Source organism: Kitasatospora sp. NPDC023118, from assembly GCF_055560875.1.
The window spans coordinates 113628-132732 of the sequence record NZ_JBVHHW010000004.1; the positions used below are offsets into that span (position 1 = coordinate 113628).

Here is a 19105-nt window from a genome sequence, read left to right on the forward strand (position 1 = left end):
TCGCGCCGGGAAGGGCGAGCAACTTCCCTCGGATGGACCAGAGTTGCACCCTACGGAGTGACCCTCCGTCAGCCCGACCGGCCTAGTAGGCCGATGAACGCCACCGGCGGCACCGCTCAGTTGTGGCCGGTCACGCCGCCGTTGTCACGGCGGTCGAGCGAGCGCTGCAGGGCGGCGGCCGCGAAGGGGTTCCGCTCGGCGGCCCGGCGACGGCGCGGGGCGCGGACGGGGGTGGCGGCGGGGGCGGTGGTGACGTGACGGTCAGCGGCGGAGGGCATACCGGGCTCCTTGGAAGCGGCGCTGCGGACAAGCAGCACGAGGAGGAAGGTGCCGCGCGCAGCGCGCCCCGAGAAGGGTGGCGGCGGGCGACGGGAGGGACGGTACGCGCGGGAGCAGGGATCGCCTGCCCGTGATGGCGCACGCGCACACGGGCCGCGCACCCTGGCTACAGGGGCGGCACACCGTATGGCTCTTCCACGGTAAGGCCCCCGCCCCGGCCGTGTCTGCACGAATACTTGGATTTCCTAGTATCTGAGACGGGAACCACCCGGGAGCACGCAGCAGGGCCCGGACCACCGTCCGAACGGCGGTCCGGGCCCTGTTCAGGCCGGGAGGATCAGCCCAGGTCGACCGAGCGCGCGAAGCGGGCGCCGATCTCGGCGGCGATCGCCGTCAGCACGTCCTGGGGGATCTCGCTGTCCACGGTGATGGAGGCGAGGGCGCTGCCGCCGTCCCGGGCGACCTGCATGCCCGCGATGTTGACGCCCGCGTCGCCCAGGTGGCGGCCGAGCACGCCGACCACGCCGGGGCGGTCCTCGTACTTGAAGAAGGCCATGTGGTCGGTGAGCGCCACGTCCACGTCGAAGGCGTCCACGCCGACGATCTTCTGGATCTGCTTCGGGCCGGACAGCGTGCCGGAGATCGCGATCTCCTCGCCGTTCGCGAGGGTGCCGCGCACGGTGATCACGTTGCGGTGCTCAGGGCTCTCGCTGGAGGTGGTCAGACGGACCTCGACGCCGCGCTCCTGGGCGAACAGCGGGGCGTTGACGTAGGACACCGTCTCCGCCACCACGTCCTCGAACACGCCCTTCAGCGCGGACAGTTCGAGCACCTTCACGTCGTGCTGGGTGATCTCGCCGCGGACCTCGACGTCCAGGCGGACGGCCACCTCGCCGGCCAGCGCGGTGAAGATCCGGCCGAGCTTCTCGGCCAGCGGCAGACCGGGGCGCACGTCCTCGGCGATCACGCCGCCCTGGACGTTGACGGCGTCCGGTACCAGCTCGCCGGCCAGCGCGAGGCGGACCGACCTGGCGACCGCGATACCGGCCTTCTCCTGCGCCTCGTCGGTGGAGGCGCCCAGGTGCGGGGTGGCGACCACGTTGTCGAAGGCGAACAGCGGGGAGTCGGTGCACGGCTCCTTGGCGTACACGTCCAGGCCCGCGCCGGCCACCCGGCCCTCGCGCAGGGCGCCGGCGAGCGCCTCCTCGTCCACGATGCCGCCGCGGGCGGCGTTGACGATGCGCACGGTCGGCTTGACCTTGTGCAGCGCCTCGTCGCCGATCAGGCCGATCGTCTCCGGGGTCTTGGGGAGGTGGACGGTGATGAAGTCCGAGATCTCCAGCAGCTCCTCCAGCGAGACCAGCTTGACGCCCATCTGCGCGGCGCGGGCGGCCTGGATGTAGGGGTCGTACGCGACGATCTTCATCCCGAAGGCGGACATCCGCTGGGCGACCAGGACGCCGATCCGGCCGAGGCCGACCACGCCGAGGGTCTTCTCGCTCAGCTCGACGCCGGTGTACTTGTTGCGCTTCCACTCGCCGCCCTTGAGCGCGGCGTTGGCCGGGGAGATGTTGCGGGCGACCGAGATCAGCAGGCCGCAGGCGAGCTCGGCGGCGGTGACGATGTTGGAGGTCGGCGCGTTGACGACCATCACGCCGGCCTTGGTGGCGGCGGCGACGTCGACGTTGTCCAGGCCGACGCCGGCCCGGGCGACGACCTTGAGCTTGCGGGCGGCGGCCAGCGCCTCGGCGTCGACCTTGGTGGCGGAGCGGATCAGGATCGCGTCCACGTCGGCGATCGCGGTGAGCAGCTCGGTGCGGTCGGCGCCGTTGCAGTGGCGGATCTCGAAGTCCGGGCCGAGGGCGTCGACGGTGGCGGGCGAAAGCTCTTCGGCGATCAGGACGACGCCAGATTTCACAGTGGTCGCAGTGCTCACGACAGTGTGTCCTTAACTGTCCGGTTCCCCGGCGCACGTGGGTGGCGTGGAGGGCGGGGGAAGGTGGCATGCCGCGTAGGTAGACGCACGACGCTGTGGGCCTGACGCGCACTCGGAAGTGTATCGACGGGCTTGGTACCAGGCTGCTCCCGTCCGGCGAAATCACCCGGACGGGAGCAGCCTACTTGTACAAGGGCGCTACAAAATCAGCGGCCCCGAGAGGCTCAGGCCTTCTCGTTGACCCAGCTCATCAGCGAGCGCAGCTTCTTGCCGGTGGTCTCCAGCAGGTGGTTCTCGTCGGCCGTCTTGTACTCGTTGTACTTGGGCAGACCCGCCTTGTACTCGGCGATCCAGGTGTTGGCGAAGGTGCCGTCCTGGATCTCGGCGAGGACCTTCTTCATCTCGGCCTTGGTGGCGTCGGTGATGATGCGCGGGCCGGTGACGTAGTCGCCCCACTCGGCGGTCTCGGAGACCGACCAGCGCATCTTCTCCAGGCCGCCCTCGTACATCAGGTCGACGATGAGCTTCAGCTCGTGCAGGCACTCGAAGTAGGCGATCTCCGGCTGGTAGCCGGCCTCGACCAGGGTCTCGAACCCGGCCTTCACCAGGGCGGCGGTGCCACCGCAGAGGACGGCCTGCTCACCGAACAGGTCGGTCTCGGTCTCCTCGGTGAAGGTGGTCTTGATGACGCCGGCCTTGGTGGCGCCCAGGCCCTTGGCGTACGACAGGGCCAGCTCGAAGGCCTTGCCGGAGGCGTTCTGCTCGACGGCGACGATCGCCGGGACGCCGCGGCCCTCCTCGTACTGGCGGCGGACCAGGTGGCCCGGGCCCTTCGGGGCGACCATGCAGACGTCGACGTCCGCCGGGGGCTTGATGAAGCCGAAGCGGATGTTCAGGCCGTGGCCGAAGAACAGGGCGTCGCCGGCCTTCAGGTGCGGGGCGATGTCGGCCTCGTAGACGTCGGCCTGGATCGGGTCCGGCACCAGGATCATGATGACGTCGGCCTCGGCCGCCGCCTCGGCCGGGGTGACGACGCGCAGGCCGGCCTCCTCGGCCTTGGCACGCGACTTGGACTCCGGCTTCAGGCCCACGCGGACGTCGGCGCCGGAGTCGCGCAGGGACAGCGCGTGGGCGTGGCCCTGGCTGCCGTAGCCGATGACCGCGACCTTGCGGCCCTGGATGATGGACAGGTCGGCGTCGTCTTCGTAGAACAGCTCGGCCACGGGGGCACATCTCCTTGCGTGTTGGTGCCGGGTGCGCGGGTCCTACCGTATGCACAGTCGGCGGGGGTGTGGGGTCGTTGCTGAAAGGTGCCGCGCGCCGGCGCGCCGTTGGGCGGGTGGTGGCGGGCGACGGGTGGGCGAGACGGCCCTTGCCTGAGACGCTCGCGCCCGGGAGGGCGCTCGCTCAGGCGCTGCGGTCGAGGGCGCGCAGCGACCGGTCCGTGATGGAACGGGCGCCGCGGCCGATGGCGACCAGGCCGGACTGGACCAACTCCTTGATGCCGTAAGGCTCCAGCATCCGGAGCATGGCCTCCAGCTTGTCCGAGCTGCCAGTGGCCTCGATGGTCACCGCTTCGGGTGACACGTCGACCGTCTTGGCCCGGAACAGCTGGACGATCTCGACGATCTGCGACCGGGTCTCGTTGTCGGCGCGGACCTTCACCAGGACCAGTTCCCGCTGGATCGCAGCGGCCTGGTCGAGTTCGACGATCTTTATCACGTTCACGAGCTTGTTGAGCTGCTTGGTGACCTGTTCCAGCGGGAGGTCCTCGACGTTGACCACGATCGTCATCCGGGACACGTCCGGGTGCTCGGTCGGGCCGACGGCGAGGGAGTCGATGTTGAAGCCCCGACGGGAGAACAGCGCGGCGATGCGGGCGAGCACGCCGGGCTTGTTCTCGACCAGGACGGAGAGGGTGTGCTTGGACATGAAGTTCCTCAGTCGTTCTGGATAGGGGGCGGTCAGTCGAGATCGTCGCCGAAGTCGGGGCGGACGCCCTTGGCGAACTGGATCTCGTCGTTGCTGGTGCCGGCCGCGACCATCGGCCAGACCATGGCGTCCTGGTGGACGATGAAGTCGATGACGACCGGGCGGTCGTTGATCTCCATCGCCTGCTTGATGACCGCGTCCAGGTCCTCGGGGCGCTCGCAGCGCAGGCCGACGCAGCCCATCGCCTCGGACAGCAGGACGAAGTCGGGGATCCGGGTGCCCTGGGCCGGCGGCTCGATGCCGTCGTGGTCGGGGCCGGAGTGCAGCACGGTGTTGGAGTAGCGCTGGTTGTAGAACAGCGTCTGCCACTGCCGGACCATGCCCAGCGAGCCGTTGTTGATGACCGCGACCTTGATCGGGATGCCGTTCAGGGCGCAGGTGACCAGCTCCTGGTTGGTCATCTGGAAGCAGCCGTCGCCGTCGATGGCCCAGACCGCGCTGTCCGGGCGGCCGGCCTTGGCGCCCATCGCCGCCGGGACGGCGTAGCCCATGGTGCCGGCGCCGCCGGAGTTGAGCCAGGTGCCGGGCCGCTCGAAGCGGATGTACTGCGAGCTCCACATCTGGTGCTGGCCCACGCCCGCGGCGTAGATGGCGTCCGAGCCGACGAGTTGGCCGATCCGCTCGATGACCTGCTGCGGGGAGAGCTGGCCGCTCGGGGCCGGCTCGTAGCCCAGCGGGTAGGTCTTCTTCCACTCGTTGAGCTTCTCCCACCAGTCCGCGTAGTCGCCCTTGTGGCCGGCGTCGAACTCGGCCTGGACGGCGACGATCAGGTCGGCGAGCACCTCGCGGGCGTCGCCGACGATCGGCACGTCCGCCGGGCGGTTCTTGCCGATCTCGGCCGGGTCGATGTCGGCGTGCACGACCTTGGCGTACGGGGCGAAGCCGTCCAGCTTGCCGGTGACCCGGTCGTCGAACCGGGCGCCGAGGGTGAACAGCAGGTCGGACTTCTGCAGCGCGGTGACCGCCGGGACGGAGCCGTGCATGCCGGGCATGCCCAGGTGCTGCGGGTGGCTGTCCGGGAAGGCGCCGAGCGCCATCAGGGTGGTGACGACCGGGGCGCCGGTCAGCTCGGCGAGGATCCGCAGCTCGGCGGTGGCCTGGGCCTTGATCACGCCGCCGCCGACGTAGAGCACCGGGCGCTTGGCGCTGACCAGCATCTTCGCGGCCTCGCGGATCTGCTTGGCGTGCGGCTTGGTGACCGGGCGGTAGCCCGGCAGCGCGGTCTCGACCGGCCACCGGAAGGTGGTGGTGGCCTGCAGGGCGTCCTTGGCGATGTCGACCAGGACCGGGCCGGGGCGGCCGGTCGCGGCGATGTGGAAGGCCTCGGCGATCACCCGGGGGATCTCGGCCGGGTCGGTGACCAGGTAGTTGTGCTTGGTGATCGGCATCGTGATGCCGCAGATGTCCGCCTCCTGGAAGGCGTCGGTGCCGATCGCCTTGGAGGCGACCTGGCCGGTGATCGCGACGATCGGCACGGAGTCCATGTACGCGTCGGCGATCGGGGTGACCAGGTTGGTCGCGCCGGGGCCGGAGGTGGCCATGCAGACCCCGACCTTGCCGGTGGCCTGGGCGTAGCCGGTGGCGGCGTGGCCGGCGCCCTGCTCGTGCCGGACCAGGATGTGGCGCACCTTGATGGAGTCCATCAGCGGGTCGTACGCGGGAAGGATGGCCCCGCCCGGAATGCCGAAGACGGTGTCCGCGCCTACGGCCTCCAGCGAGCGGATGAGCGACTGGGCTCCGGTCATGGTCTCGGCGACGTGCTGGGGAGCGGGAGCGTGGGCGGCCGGGTTGTCCCCGCGGCGGGGGGATGCGGCGTGCTCAGTCATCTGCCTGTCTCTTCTCGGGTTTTGCCGGTCCGGTGCTGCGGGCCCCGGTGCTGCGAGGGTGGGGTCCCGGTCCGGGCCGAACGCCGGCTCTGCCTCCATCGTCCCGCTCAAATCCGACGAATCGGACTTCTCGGGGCGATCGGGCCAGGGGTCTTGCGGGAGTGGAACAGCGTCAGTGCAACAAAAAACCCCTCGTGCCCAAGGGCATGCGAGGGGTGGCGCGTCGGTCTGTCACGAGCGGGGCGTGCGAGCCCACTCAGCCGACGCGCCCGCCAAGTACGAGAATTCGGGTGCGCATGGCAACGACCTTCCTCCTGACCGGGGTGGCGTGTCAAGCAGGTGGGATCACCGTCTCGCCATGCGGACCCACCCCTGGACCGGCGACGGCACGGCGTTCGGGCAGGTCGGAGGCCCCGTGGTCGGACTGGGGAGCTGCTTGGTGATCTACGACACGACCTGCCGGGGCGTCCGTACAGCCACCCGTCCGGGTGTCCGCGGCAAGGCACCCGCGACGGGAGGAGAGCGAGCCGAGCGGCTTGGGCAGCGGGTAGCCGCGGCGGGCCAGGGCCCGGCGCAGCCGGGTCTCGTCCAGCGGCGGGGCGAAGGCCGAACCCTGGGCCTGGCGGCAGCCCAGCTCCTGCAGCGCGGCGACCTGACGGGGCAGGTCCACCCCCTCGGCACCGGTGCTCATCCCGAGGTCGCGGCCGAGCCGCAGGGCGTGCCCGGCCAGGGTTCTGCTGAGCGCGGACTCGCCGAGGCCCTGGACCAGCGTGCGGTCCAGCTTGAGCCCGTCGAAGGGCAGCCGGGCGAGCGCCCCCAGCGAGCCGCTTCCGGCGCCGTAGCCGGCCAGCCAGGTGGAGACGCCGAGCCGGCGCAGCGCGGCCAGCCGCCGGCCGAGTTCGTCGGCGAGCGAGTCCGGACCCATCCGGGCCACCTCGATCACCAGTTCGCCGGCCGGCAGTCCGCTGTCGCGCAGCGCCGCGGCCACCGTCTCGTACAGGCCGGGCGAGCAGAGCCGCTGGGCGGAGAGCCGCACCGCCACCGGGACGGGCGCCGGGTCGCCGCGGCCGGACAGGGCGCGCCGGTCGGCGGCGGCCGCGACCGCCTCGTGCACCAGCCAGCGGGAGAACCGGGTGCCCGCGTCGCCATGCTCGGCCGAGCGCAGGAACTCGGCCGGGGTGAGCAGCAGGCCGCCCGCCGAGCGCCAGCGGGCCTGCGCCTCGACGCCGGTCACCGCGCCGCTGCCGAGGTCGACCAGGGGCTGGTGGAGCAAGGTGAGGCCGCCCTCCCGGACGGCCACCCGCAGCCGCTCCTCCAGCTCGCTGCGGCGCTCCAGGTCGGCCCGCATCGCCGGGGCGTAGAGCACCACCCGGCCCTTGCCCTCGGACTTGGCCCGGTACATCGCGAGGTCGGCGTTGCGCATCAGCTCGTCGGCCGCGGCTCTGGGGTCGGCGGCCGAGCCCCGCTCGGGGGTGCCGAAGGCGATGCCGATGCTGGCGGCGACGCCGAGTTCGGCGCCGCCGATCCAGTACGGCGCGGAGAGCGCGACCCGCAGCCGTTCGGCCAGCTCCTGGACCTGCATCCGGCCGAGCGGGCCGCAGACCAGCGCGGCGAACTCGTCGCCGCCGAACCGGGCGACGGTGTCCCCGCAGCGCACCGCGGCCTGCAGCCGGCGGGCGGCCTGCACCAGCAGTTCGTCGCCGACCTGGTGGCCGGCGGAGTCGTTGACGGCCTTGAAGCCGTCCAGGTCGAGGAAGAGCACCGCGATCCCGGCACCCGTCCCGCCCTGCTGGCCGCGGGCGCCGAGGGCGCCGCGCAGCCGCTGGGTGAACAGCGCCCGGTTGGGCAGGTCGGTGAGCGGGTCGTGGAAGGCGTTGTGCTGCAACTGGGCCTGGAGCATGACGCGTTCGGTGACGTCCCGGCTGTTGAGCAGCAGGCCGTCGCGGTGCCGGCTGACCGTCGACTCGACGTGCAGCCACTCGCCGGCGCCGGAGCTGATCCGGCACTCCACCCGGGCCGAAAGCTCGGCGGTGCCCGGGGTTCGGTGGGCGGCGAGCCGCACCCGCGCGAGGTAGCGACGGACCTCGGAGAGCACCCGGTCCACGTCCTCGGGGTGGACCAGGTCCAGCAGGTTGCCGCCGACCAGCTCCTCCGGGTCCCGCCCGTAGACGCCGAGCGCGGCCGGGGAGACGTACGAGAGCACGCCGTTGGCCCCGGCGATCATGATGACGTCGCTGGACCCCTGCACCAGGGAACGGAAGTGCGCCTCCTTGTGGCCCAGTTCCTGGGCCAGCGACAGGTTGTCGAGCAGCATCACGCCCTGCCTGAGGATCAGCGCCAGCCCGACGGTGCAGGCGGCCGCGGCCACCACCCGGTCCAACTGGCGCCCACCGAGGGCGTTGTAGAGGATTCCGGCGATGCACACGGCGGCCGCCGCGTACGGGGTGAGCGCGCTGAAGGTGGTGGCCACCCGGCGGCGCGGCAGGCCGCCGGCCGAGGGGTGCTCGCGCAGCGGACGGCGCCAGCGCGGGGACCACGGCGCCCAGGCGAGCAGCAGACTGCCGGAGAACCAGCCGGCGTCCAGCAGTTCGCCGGAGTGGTAGTTGCTGCGCAGCTCCGGGGAGGTGAACAGGGCGTCGCACAGCACGGTGAGGGCGAGCGCGAGCATCGCGGTGTGCACGGCCGCCCGGTTGCCGTCCCGGCTGCTGAAGCGCAGGCCCACCACCAGGCTGACCAGCAGGATGTCCAGCACCGGGTAGGCCAGGCTGAGGGCGATGCGCAGCGGGGAGCCGTCCTCGCCGGCCGCGATCCGGCCGAGCGCCAGGCTCCAGCTCAGGGTGAACAGCGAGCCGGCGATCAGCCAGCCGTCGAGCAGCAGGCAGAGCCAGCCGGCCGCCGAGCGCGGGCGCTGGGCGAGCACCAGGACACCGATGATGGCGAGCGGGGCGAACAGCAGGAAGGCGTACTCGGCGAGCGAGTCCTGCGGCAGCGGGGTGCGCACGACCAGCTCGTACCAGCCCCAGGTGCCGTTGCCGAAGGCGACCATGAGCGAGGAGAGGCCGAACAGCAGCCAGGCCGGGCGGGCGTGCCCGCCGACCGTGCAGCCGTACACGAGGCAGGACAGGGCGGCCGCGAGGGCCGCTGCGGCCAGGCCGAAGTCGCCCATGAAGATGGAGAGTTGGCACGATCCCCAGCCAGCGGCCGCGCCCAGCGCGTAGGCCAGGCAGAGCCCGCCGAGGGCGAGGCCGGCCAGCGTGCGGCTCCCCAGGAGCCGGCGCAGCGGGCCGCGTCGGGTGGGTGCCGGCAGGTCGACGGCGGACGTGTCGGTGGGCGGTACGCCCGGCCGTCCGGCTCCGGGCAGCACCGTGTCGGTGGAGCTCACTCGGCCTCTCCCCCTCCGGCCCGGGGCCTGGCGCCCCGGCCACGGACCACCGGCCGCGCACCTCTCGGCCGTACGCGGTGACCTGGCGCCCCGTCAGGACGGCGGCCCAGGGGGTGGGCGGCCTTCCGGCCACCGCACCGCACCGATGCTCCCGATCGGGACCCTACACCAATTCCGTCACTCAATGACACGCACACTCAACTTAGAGTAATGGTGGCGGGGTGGGTGGATGCACCCGATTCCGACGGATCGGCCCGGTTGGCGGCGGCGCGCGGACAGGGGCTCACGCGGCCGCGCACGGGAGCACGCGGCGGCGCCCACCCGCCCTGCCCGGGCCGCGCGCCGACCGTCCGGGCACGGTCGGCTTCCTGCGGCCTCAGCGGCCCGCGGGGGCCAGGTCGTCGGGGAACAGGCGCAGTCGGTGGGCCAGCGCGGCCGCCTCGCCGCGACCGCCGACCCCGAGCTTGCCCAGGATGTTGGACACGTGCACGCTCGCGGTCTTCGGAGAGATGTACAGCTCCTCGGCGATCTGCCGGTTGGTCCAGCCGCGCGCGAGCAACCGGAGCACGTCCCGCTCACGGGGGGTGAGGCCGAAGGAGTCTCCCGGGGAGCCGGTCGGCGCGGCCTCGGCGGCCGGGCGACCGGCCGGGGCCAGGTTCAGTCCGGCCCGCTCGGCCAGCGCGGTGATCTGCGAGCCCAGCAGCCGGTCGCCCCGGGCGACCGCCAGTTCGGCCGCCTCGCGCAGCAGTTCGGCCGCCGCCTCGCGCCGCCCGGCCTGCACCTCGGCCTCGCCGCCGCGCAACAGGGCGAGCGCCAGCGGGTACGGCAGTGCGGCCGCCCGCAGCGCGGTGACCGCCTCGGCCCACTGCCCGGGGGTGTCCGCCCCCCGGGCCCGGTCCAGTTCGGCCTCCAGCAGCCGGGCCCAGCCCTGGTGCAGCGGTGCCCGGGGGCGCAGTTCGGCGGCGGCCGCGGCGATCGCGGCCAGCGCCTCGGCCCGGCCCGCCTCGGCCTCGGGCAGGCCGCGGCTGTCCGCCTCCACCCCGGCGGCCTCCACCAGCAGCGGGTAGACGTCGGACTCGTGGCCGATCCGCCCGCCCTCGGCGAGCGCGGCCAGCAGTTCGGCCCGGGCCTCCAGCGGCCGCCCGCCGTACGCGGCGACCCGCACCGCCAACCGGCTGATCGGCACGCTGTGCTGGACCTGGCCGACCCGGTTGGCCGCCCGGGCCTGGGCCAGCATGGTCGCCGCGGTGGGCAGGTCCCCCGCCAGCAGGGCGAGTTCGCCGCGCATCCGGTCCAGGAACTCGGCGTGGGTGCCGCTCAGGCTGCTCAGCTCGCAGGCGGAGAGCACCTCGTCGGCCTCCTGCACCCGCCCGAGGTCGAGCAGCGCCTCGACCAGGTTGCCGGTCAGGATGGTGCCGATGTTGCGCAGCAGGCCGTTGCCGTCCGCGAAGTCCAGGCCCTCCCGGGCCAGCCGGACGGCCTCCTCCGCCCGGCCCAGCCCGCGCTGCACGCTGGCCAGGTTGTTGATGCCGCGCAGCAGCAGGTCCGGCACGCCCAGCCGGCGGGCCGCGTCGACCGCCCCGACCAGCTCGGCCAGCCCGCCGTCGGCGTCGCCCTGCACGTCGTGGCGCAGGCCGCCGAGGGTCATCCGGGCGTGCACCTCGACCGAGTGCGCGCCGACCTGCTGGGCGATCCGGATCGCCCGCTCGGCCAGCTCGATGTGCTCGGGGCCGGCCTTCTTGAGCATCGCCGTCCCGGCGGCCAGCGCGAACACCTCGGCCTGCACGGCGGACGGCGACAGGTGGTCGACCAGCGCGTACGCGCGGGCGATCTCCTCGTCGTCCCCGGAGCGGCGCAGGTTGCCCAGCATCCGGGCCCGGTTGATCCGGAACCAGGCCGCGCGCACCGGGTGCTCGTTCTCGTCGACCAGCCGGATCCCGCGCTTGGCCAGGCTCAGGCCGCGCTCGCGGTCGCCGCAGCGCCGGGCCGCGACCACCGCCTCGGCCAGCACGTCGACCAGCTGGATCCGGTCGCAGTCCGCGTCGGCGGAGCTGTGGTCGCAGGAGCCGGGCGGGTAGGTCTCGGCCCAGTCGTACGGGCGCAGGGTGTGCGCCAGCACCTCCTCGGAGACCATGTCCCACAGTTCCAGGGCGCGTTCCAGCAGGCCGAGCTGCTCGGCGAAGGCGTTGCGGCGGCGGGCCGCGCGGGCGGCGTCCAGGGCGGTCGGCAGGGCTCGGGCCGGGTCGTGCGCCTGGTACCAGTAGTTGGCCAGCCGGGCGGGCAGCGCGTCGCCGGGGACGAGGTGCGGCTGGGCCTCCACGGCGAGCGCGAACTTGCGGTTGATCCGGTGCCGTTCGCCGGGCAACAGGTCGTCCGAGACCGCCTCGCGGACCAGCGCGTGGCGGAAGCGGTAGCCCTCGCCCTCACTGTCCGGGCGCAGGATGTTGGCGCCGACGGCCGCCCGCAGCGCCTCGATCAGCGCCTCCTCGTCGTCCTCCAGGACGGCAGCCAGCAGGGCGTGTTCGACGTGCGAGCCGCCCTCGGCGGCGATCCGCACCACCCGCTGGGCCTCCTCGTCCAGGCCCTCGACCCGGACCAGCAGGATGTCCCGCAGCGAGTCGGTCAGCCCGGCGCCGCAGCCGTCCTGGAAGGCGGTGGCCAACTCCTCGACGAAGAACGGGTTCCCCTCCGAGCGGCGGTGGATGCGGTCCACCAGCTGGCGGTCGGGGGCGGCGGTGCCGAGGATGCCCGCCAGCTGGGCGGCGACCTCGCGGCGGCGGAACCGCTCCAGCTCCAGCCGCTGGACGGTGCGCAGCCGTTCGAGCTCGGCCAGGAAGGGGCGCAGCGGGTGGCGGCGGTGCAGGTCGTCGGTGCGGTAGGTGGCGACCAGCAGCACCCGGGAGCGGTGCAGGGTGCGCACCAGGAAGGCCAGCAGTTCGCGGGTGGAGCGGTCGGACCAGTGCAGGTCCTCGACGGCGAGGACGAGGGTACGCTCCGCGCCGAGCCGTTCGAACAGCCTCGCGGTGTGCTCGAACAGCCGGGCCCGGCTGTACTCGTCGTTGGGTTCGCCGTCCACCTCGCCGAACTCGGAGAGCAGTAGGGCGAGATGCCCCTCGCTGCCGGCCGCGGCGGCCTCCAGTTCGGCACCAAGCGAGCGGTGCAGCCGGCGCAGCGCGGCGGCCAGCGGCGCGTACGGCAGGCCCTCGGCGCCGACCTCCAGACAGCTGCCGAGCGTGATGACCGCTCCGCGGTCGCAGGCCCGCTGCAGGAACTCCTCCAGCAGCCGGGTCTTGCCGACGCCGGCCTCGCCGCCGATCAGGACGGCCTGGGGGCTGCCGGTGCCCGCCCGACGCAGCGCTTCGGTCAGTTCGGTGATCTCGCTGCCGCGGCCGACGAAAACGGGACTGACCGATATCTGCTGCATGGAGGCGAGCATGCCATAGCCGGTGGCGGCGGGAGGAGGGGTTATCTCCCCGGGCGAACGCCCGGACGCGGGCGTGAACGAGGGCGTGGACGAGGGCGTGGAGGAAAGCCCGGAGGGGGAGGCGCTCCCCTGCGGCGCCTCCCCCTCCGGAACTCCCTCGGCACCGTCACGGTGCCGGACCGTCAGCATTCGGTCTGACGCACGGGGCGCCGCTGGAAGCGGGCCGCGACCGGACGGCGGCGCGGGCGGCGCGCCTCCCTGGCCTCGCGTACCAGGCGCTCGTGTTCGGCGCGGGCCTCAAGCTCGTGGGCCTGCTGCTGGAGGATCTCGTACTCGATCACTTCGGGTTCCCCTTTTGGGCTTCACTGCGTTTCGCTGTCGAGTAAGAGCTTCCTCCCCCAGGCGGGGGTGCCACATCGGGAGCGTGCCCGATCTTCCGGGGCCCGGATGCCTTAGATCGGGCCTGGAAAAAGGTTTAAGGCCCGGTCTCACCCCAATACTGAGGTGAGACCAGGCCTTAGGCCTTACTTAGAGGGCCTTAGATGCCTTAGATACCTTAGGAAGGCAGGGCTGACGGGCCTAGGCGCCCCTCAGGACTCAGGCAGCGCCCAGCTTCTCCAGGATCAAGTCCTTCACGCGGGCGGCGTCCGCCTGGCCGCGGGTGGCCTTCATGACCGCGCCGACCAGCGCGCCCACGGCCTGGACCTTGCCGTCGCGGATCTTGGCGGCGATCGCCTCGTTCTCGGCGATGGCCTGGTCGACGGCGGCACCCAGCGCGGAGTCGTCCGAGACCACGGCCAGGCCGCGCTTCTCGACGACCTCGTCCGGCTCGCCCTCGCCGGCCAGCACGGCCTCGATGACCTGGCGGGCCAGCTTGTCGTTCAGCTTGCCCTCGGCGACCAGCGCGGCGACCCGGGCGACCTGCGCCGGGGTGATCGGCTGCTCGGTCAGCTCGGTGCCGGTCTCGTTGGCGCGGCGGGCCAGCTCGCCCATCCACCACTTGCGGGCCTGGTCGGCCGGGGCACCGGCCGCGATGGTCTCCTGGATCGGCTCCACCGCACCGGCGTTGAGCACGGACTGCATGTCCTTGTCGGACAGGCCCCACTCGGCCTGCAGCCGGGCGCGGCGCACCCGCGGCAGCTCCGGCAGAGCGGCGCGCAGCTCCTCGACCCACTCGCGGGAGGGGGCCACCGGCACCAGGTCCGGCTCCGGGAAGTAGCGGTAGTCCTCGGCGTTGTCCTTGATCCGGCCCGAGGTGGTGGTGCCGTCGTCCTCGTGGAAGTGGCGGGTCTCCTGGACGATGGTGCCGCCGTCGGTCAGCACGGTGGCGTGCCGCCGGATCTCGAACCGGGCGGCCCGCTCCACGCTGCGCAGCGAGTTGACGTTCTTGGTCTCCGAGCGGGTGCCGAACGTCTCGGTGCCGTTCGGGCGCAGCGACAGGTTGACGTCGCAGCGCATCTGGCCCTTGTCCATCCGGGCCTCGGAGACGCCCAGCGAGCGGATGACCTCGCGCAGCTCGGCGACGTACGCCTTGGCGACCTCGGGGGCGCGCTCGCCGGCGCCGGTGATCGGCTTGGTGACGATCTCGATCAGCGGGATGCCGGCCCGGTTGTAGTCGAGCAGCGAGTGGGTGGCGCCGTGGATGCGGCCGGTCGCGCCACCGACGTGGCTGGACTTGCCGGTGTCCTCCTCCATGTGGGCGCGCTCGATCTCCACGCGGAAGGTCGAGCCGTCCTCCAGCTGCACGTCGAGATAGCCGTTGAAGGCGATCGGCTCGTCGTACTGCGAGGTCTGGAAGTTCTTGGGCATGTCCGGGTAGAAGTAGTTCTTCCGCGCGAACCGGCACCACTCGGCGATCTCACAGTTCAGCGCCAGGCCGATCTTGACGGCCGACTCCACGCCCACCGCGTTGACCACCGGCAGCGAGCCCGGCAGACCCAGGCAGGTGGGGCAGGTCTGGCTGTTCGGCTCGGCGCCCAGCTCGGTCGAGCAACCGCAGAACATCTTGGTCTTGGTACCGAGCTCGACGTGGACCTCAAGGCCCATCACCGGGTCGTACGACGCGAGAGCGTCCTCGTAGGAGACCAGGTTCATGACGCTCACAGCGTCCCTTCTCACTTGAAGCTTGGGAGGTACGGGCCCGGCCCCCGCGTGGCGCGGGGCCGGGCCGGGGCGCTCAGCCCAGCAGCACGTCGTCGGAGCCAAGCTGACGCAGCTCGCGTACCAGCAGGGCGGTGCCGGTGATCAGCGCGGCGGCGCCGATCAGGGCGTTGACCAGCTTGAGGGTGTCGCTCTCCTCGCGGGCCTTGCGGACGTCCTTGACCACGGAGATGGCGCCGAAGGCGCTGGTGCCGATGGACAGCCACAGACCGGGCTTGGTGTGCTTGAAGCCCTTGGCCTTCTCGATCTTGCTCACAGTGCCGGTGCCTCCTCCAGCAGGGTGTGCCCCCACTTGTCGTTGAGTGCGGCCTCGACGGCGCCGCCCACGCGGTACAGGCGGTCGTCCGCCATCGCGGGCGCGATGATCTGCAGGCCGACCGGGAGATTGTCCTCCGGGGCCAGGCCGACCGGCAGCGACATGGCCGCGTTGCCCGCCAGGTTCGACGGAATCGTGCACAGGTCGGCCAGGTACATCGCCATCGGGTCGTCGGCGCGCTCGCCGATCGGGAAGGCGGTGGTCGGCGTGGTCGGCGAGACCAGCACGTCCACCCCGGCGAAGGCCGCGTCGAAGTCGCGCGAGATGAGCGTGCGCACCTTCTGGGCCGAGCCGTAGTAGGCGTCGTAGTAGCCCGAGGAGAGGGCGTAGGTGCCCAGGATGATGCGGCGCTTGACCTCGTCGCCGAAGCCGGCCTCGCGGGTCAGCCCGGTGACCTCCTCGGCCGAGCGGCTGCCGTCGTCGCCGACCCGCAGGCCGTAGCGCATCGCGTCGAAGCGGGCCAGGTTGGAGGAGCACTCCGACGGCGCGATCAGGTAGTAGGCCGGCAGCGCCAGGGTGAAGGACGGGCAGGAGACCTCGACGACCTCGGCGCCCAGCTCGCGCAGCAGCTCCACCGACTCGTTGAAGCGCTGCATCACGCCGGCCTGGTAGCCCTCGCCGGCGAACTCCTTGACGACGCCGATCCGCATGCCGCGGACGTCGCGCAGCTTCGCGGCCTCGACCACGGCCGGGACCGGCGCGTCGATCGAGGTGGAGTCCAGCGGGTCGTGCCCGGCGATGGCCTCGTGCAGCAGGGCCGCGTCCAGCACGGTGCGGGCGCACGGGCCGCCCTGGTCCAGGCTGCTGGAGAAGGCGACCAGGCCGTAGCGGGACACCGAGCCGTAGGTCGGCTTGACGCCGACGGTGCCGGTGACGGCGCCGGGCTGGCGGATCGAGCCGCCGGTGTCGGTGCCGATCGCCAGCGGGGCCTCGAAGGCGGCCAGCGCGGCGGCCGAACCGCCGCCGGAACCGCCGGGGATGCGGGTGAGGTCCCACGGGTTGCCGGTCGGGCCGTAGGCGGAGTTCTCGGTGGAGGAGCCCATCGCGAACTCGTCCATGTTGGTCTTGCCGAGGATGACGACGCCGGCGTCCTTGAGACGGCTGGTCAGCGTGGCGTCGTACGGCGGGATCCAGCCCTCGAGCATCTTGGAGCCGCAGGTGGTCGGGATGCCCTTGGTGGTGAAGACGTCCTTCAGCGCCAGCGGGACGCCGGCCAGCGGGCCCAGCTCCTCGCCCTTGGCGCGCTTCTCGTCGACGGCCTTGGCTGCGTGCAGCGCGCCCTCGGTGTCGACGTGCAGGAAGGCGTTGACCTTCTTGTCGACGGCCTCGATGCGGTCCAGGTGCGCCTGGGCCACCTCGACGGCGGACACCTCGCCCTTGGCGATGGCGGCGGCGGTCTCAGCCGCGGTGTAGCGAATCAGCTCGGTCATCTCGGTCAGTCCTCCCCGAGGATCTGCGGCACACGGAAACGCTGCTCCTCGGCGGCGGGGGCGCCGGACAGCGCCTGCTCCGGGGTGAGCGACGGCCGCACCTCGTCCGCGCGCATGACGTTGGTCAGCGGCAGCGGGTGGGAGGTCGGCGGGACGTCCTGTCCGGCGACCTCGGAAACGCGGGCGACCGCGCCGATGATCACGTCGAGCTGCTCGGCGAAGTGGTCCAGCTCTTCGGGCTTCAGCTCAAGACGCGACAGCCGGGCGAGGTGGGCGACCTCCTCGCGCGTGATGCCAGGCATGCAGCGATCCTCAGGGTGAGTTCTGGTGAGACCCGGCGTCGCCTGCGGCGGTGCCGGGCCCGGGCAGGAGCAGCCGGGTTCGGCGCTCCGTCCTCGTGGTCTTTGGACCCCATCCTATGGGGCCCGGCCCGGCCACCTTCCAACGAGTTACGGTGCGCCCCCGTCCCCACGGGCGGCGCGGCGCCCCGAGGCGCGGCTACTGCGGCCTGGTGCGGGCCCAACCCTGGGTGCCGGGCGCCTTGATCTCCAGCTGCGCGGCCTGCAACGGCTGGCTGCACGGCACGGCCCGGACGGCCGGAGGCAGTACGGGCGGGAGCGTCGGCGGCAGCACCGGCGGCAGCACCGGGGGCAGCGGGGTGGACAGCGGGGCGGGCTGGGCGATCGGCGGGGCGACCGGCTTGATGATCGACGGGAGCTGCGGCGGGGCGCCGAGGCGCTCCACCGGCGGGGCGGAGGTGGTGCGGTGCACCCGCAGCCAGGCGGTGGCCTGCTCGGCGGGCAGTGCGGCCGACACCAGCCAGCCCTGGACGGCGTCCACGCCCATGCGGTGCAGCCGCTCCCAGGTCTCGTCGTCCTCGACGCCCTCGGCCACCACGGTCAGGCCGAGCGAGTGGGCGAGCTCCACCGAGCAGCGCACCACCGCCGCGTCGTGGTCGTCGGCGACCATCCGGGAGACGAAGGAGCGGTCGATCTTCAGCTCGCCGACCGGCAGGCTGCGCAGCCGCACCAGCGAGGAGTGTCCGGTGCCGAAGTCGTCCAGGGACATCCCGACGCCGTAGCCGCGCAGCTCGGCCAGGGTGTCGGCGGCCCGCCGGGAGTCGTCCAGCAGCAGCCGCTCGGTGATCTCCAGCTGGAGCGCGTGGGCCGGCACCTGGTGGCGGACGAGGTGTCCGGCGACGCGCTGGGCGAAGCCGGGGTTGAGCACGTCGCGCGGCGAGACGTTGACCGCGACCTGCACCTGCAGGCCCATGTCGCGCCAGTAGGCGAGCTGGCCGACGGCCGCCTCCAGCACGTAGTCGGTGAGCCGGGGCATCAGGCCGCTGGACTCGGCGAGCCCGACGAACTCGTCCGGCGAGACCTTCCCCTGCCCGGGCCGCTCCCAGCGCAGCAGCGCCTCCAGGCCGACCACCCGGCCGTCGAAGGCCACCTTCGGCTGGTAGTGCAGCTGCACCTCGCCGGTCTCCAGGGCCCGGCGCAGGTCCCCGAGCAGCCCGATCCGGTACGGGGTGTCGGCGTCCTGGGTCTCGTCGTACTGGGCGACGCCGCTGCACTCGCGCTGGGCATGGCCCATCGCCACGTCGGCGCGGCGCAGCAGCGACTCGGCGTCCTGGGCGTCCTGCGGGTAGACGCAGACGCCGGCGCTGGCCTCCAGCACCAGCAGCAGGCCGTCCAGGCGGATCGGCGCGGCGAGTTCGGCGATCAGCGCCTTGGCGACCCGCTCCAGGCTGTCCGGGCAGTTGATGCCGGGCAGCAGCACGGCGAACTCGTCGCCGCCCATCCGGGCCACCATCGGACGGCCGCGCCGGTAGTGCCGGGGCAGGCCGACGAAGACGTCGTCGATGGACTCCCGGGTGGCGCTGCCGGCCGTGCCGCCGGAGCGCAGCGCGCGGTGGAGTCGGCGGGCGATGTGAACCAGCAGCCGGTCACCAGCCGTATGCCCTAGTGTGTCGTTGAGTGATCGGAACCGATCGAGATCGAGCAGGATGAGACCGACGCTATAGCCCTCCTCGCGCTCGGCGATCGCCTCCTGGGCGGCCAGCAGCAGGGCCTGACGGTTGGGCAGGTCCGTCAGCGGGTCGGTCAGCTGGTCGCGGGCGCGGTCCCGGGCGATCCGCCAGGCGGCCACCAGCACCGCCAGCGGCACCGCGAACAGCGGCAGCAGTTCGGGTTCGTACCGGTAGACCAGGACGGCCAGCGGGATGAGCGGCGCAGCTCCGGCCAGCAGCACGCCGAGCAGCAGGACCGCACCCGCCACCCCCTGCGGCGGGCGTGTGGGCGCGCCGCCGGTCGTACGATCCATAAGCCCTGTCCTCCGTCGGGCCCGCCCCCGTCAGGCCG

At 72.6% G+C, this 19105-nt stretch carries 12 protein-coding genes and 1 pseudogene; all 13 read right to left on the bottom strand.

Annotation, left to right across the window (positions count from 1 at the left end):
- Positions 1–116: 116 nt before the first annotated feature.
- Complete coding sequence (locus ACZ3UD_RS06835) at positions 117–278, bottom strand: hypothetical protein (protein WP_465583065.1); 162 nt, start codon at positions 276–278, stop codon at positions 117–119.
- 338 nt (positions 279–616) lie between these two features.
- A complete protein-coding gene (gene serA / locus ACZ3UD_RS06840) occupies positions 617–2197 on the bottom strand; it encodes a phosphoglycerate dehydrogenase (protein WP_465583636.1) in 1581 nt (526 codons plus the stop codon).
- Positions 2198–2439: 242 nt separating this feature from the next.
- The gene (ilvC, locus tag ACZ3UD_RS06845) at positions 2440–3438 is read right to left on the bottom strand and encodes a ketol-acid reductoisomerase (protein ID WP_465583067.1); all 999 of its coding nucleotides are present in this window, start codon (positions 3436–3438) and stop codon (positions 2440–2442) included.
- Between the two features lie 184 nt (positions 3439–3622).
- Positions 3623–4147 (bottom strand): acetolactate synthase small subunit, encoded by a 525-nt coding sequence (gene ilvN / locus ACZ3UD_RS06850; RefSeq protein ID WP_097236150.1) that lies wholly within the window; start codon positions 4145–4147, stop codon positions 3623–3625.
- 32 nt (positions 4148–4179) lie between these two features.
- On the bottom strand, positions 4180–6033 hold the full coding sequence (locus ACZ3UD_RS06855) for an acetolactate synthase large subunit (protein ID WP_465583071.1): 1854 nt from the start codon (positions 6031–6033) through the stop codon (positions 4180–4182).
- Between the two features lie 331 nt (positions 6034–6364).
- The gene (locus ACZ3UD_RS06860; RefSeq protein ID WP_465583639.1) at positions 6365–9340 is read right to left on the bottom strand and encodes a putative bifunctional diguanylate cyclase/phosphodiesterase; all 2976 of its coding nucleotides are present in this window, start codon (positions 9338–9340) and stop codon (positions 6365–6367) included.
- A 451-nt stretch (positions 9341–9791) separates the two neighbouring features.
- The gene (locus ACZ3UD_RS06865; protein ID WP_465583074.1) at positions 9792–12839 is read right to left on the bottom strand and encodes a helix-turn-helix transcriptional regulator; all 3048 of its coding nucleotides are present in this window, start codon (positions 12837–12839) and stop codon (positions 9792–9794) included.
- A 182-nt stretch (positions 12840–13021) separates the two neighbouring features.
- Positions 13022–13180, bottom strand: coding sequence for a hypothetical protein (locus tag ACZ3UD_RS06870; protein WP_465583077.1), 159 nt, complete (start codon positions 13178–13180; stop codon positions 13022–13024).
- A 256-nt stretch (positions 13181–13436) separates the two neighbouring features.
- On the bottom strand, positions 13437–14942 hold the full coding sequence (gene gatB, locus ACZ3UD_RS06875; protein ID WP_465583079.1) for an Asp-tRNA(Asn)/Glu-tRNA(Gln) amidotransferase subunit GatB: 1506 nt from the start codon (positions 14940–14942) through the stop codon (positions 13437–13439).
- 73 nt (positions 14943–15015) lie between these two features.
- Positions 15016–15255 (bottom strand): hypothetical protein, encoded by a 240-nt coding sequence (locus ACZ3UD_RS06880; RefSeq protein ID WP_465583082.1) that lies wholly within the window; start codon positions 15253–15255, stop codon positions 15016–15018.
- Complete coding sequence (gatA, locus tag ACZ3UD_RS06885) at positions 15252–16745, bottom strand: Asp-tRNA(Asn)/Glu-tRNA(Gln) amidotransferase subunit GatA (RefSeq protein WP_465583084.1); 1494 nt, start codon at positions 16743–16745, stop codon at positions 15252–15254. Before gatA ends, ACZ3UD_RS06880 begins: the two co-directional genes overlap by 4 nt.
- 5 nt (positions 16746–16750) lie before the next feature.
- Positions 16751–17047 carry an Asp-tRNA(Asn)/Glu-tRNA(Gln) amidotransferase subunit GatC gene (gene gatC, locus ACZ3UD_RS06890; RefSeq protein WP_030057414.1) on the bottom strand — a complete coding sequence of 99 codons (297 nt, stop codon included), beginning with the start codon at positions 17045–17047 and terminating at the stop codon, positions 16751–16753.
- 469 nt (positions 17048–17516) lie between these two features.
- Positions 17517–19004: pseudogene (locus ACZ3UD_RS06895) on the bottom strand (putative bifunctional diguanylate cyclase/phosphodiesterase); the annotation flags it as partial.
- Positions 19005–19105: the final 101 nt, after the last annotated feature.

Coding starts and splice junctions, on each gene's coding strand:
- ACZ3UD_RS06835 (WP_465583065.1), bottom strand. CDS start 278: ATGCCCTCCGCCGCTGACCGTCACGTCACCACCGCCCCCGCCGCCACC.
- ilvN (WP_097236150.1), bottom strand. CDS start 4,147: ATGTCCAAGCACACCCTCTCCGTCCTGGTCGAGAACAAGCCCGGCGTG.
- ACZ3UD_RS06855 (WP_465583071.1), bottom strand. CDS start 6,033: ATGACTGAGCACGCCGCATCCCCCCGCCGCGGGGACAACCCGGCCGCC.
- ACZ3UD_RS06865 (WP_465583074.1), bottom strand. CDS start 12,839: ATGCAGCAGATATCGGTCAGTCCCGTTTTCGTCGGCCGCGGCAGCGAG.
- gatA (WP_465583084.1), bottom strand. CDS start 16,745: ATGACCGAGCTGATTCGCTACACCGCGGCTGAGACCGCCGCCGCCATC.
- gatC (WP_030057414.1), bottom strand. CDS start 17,047: ATGCCTGGCATCACGCGCGAGGAGGTCGCCCACCTCGCCCGGCTGTCG.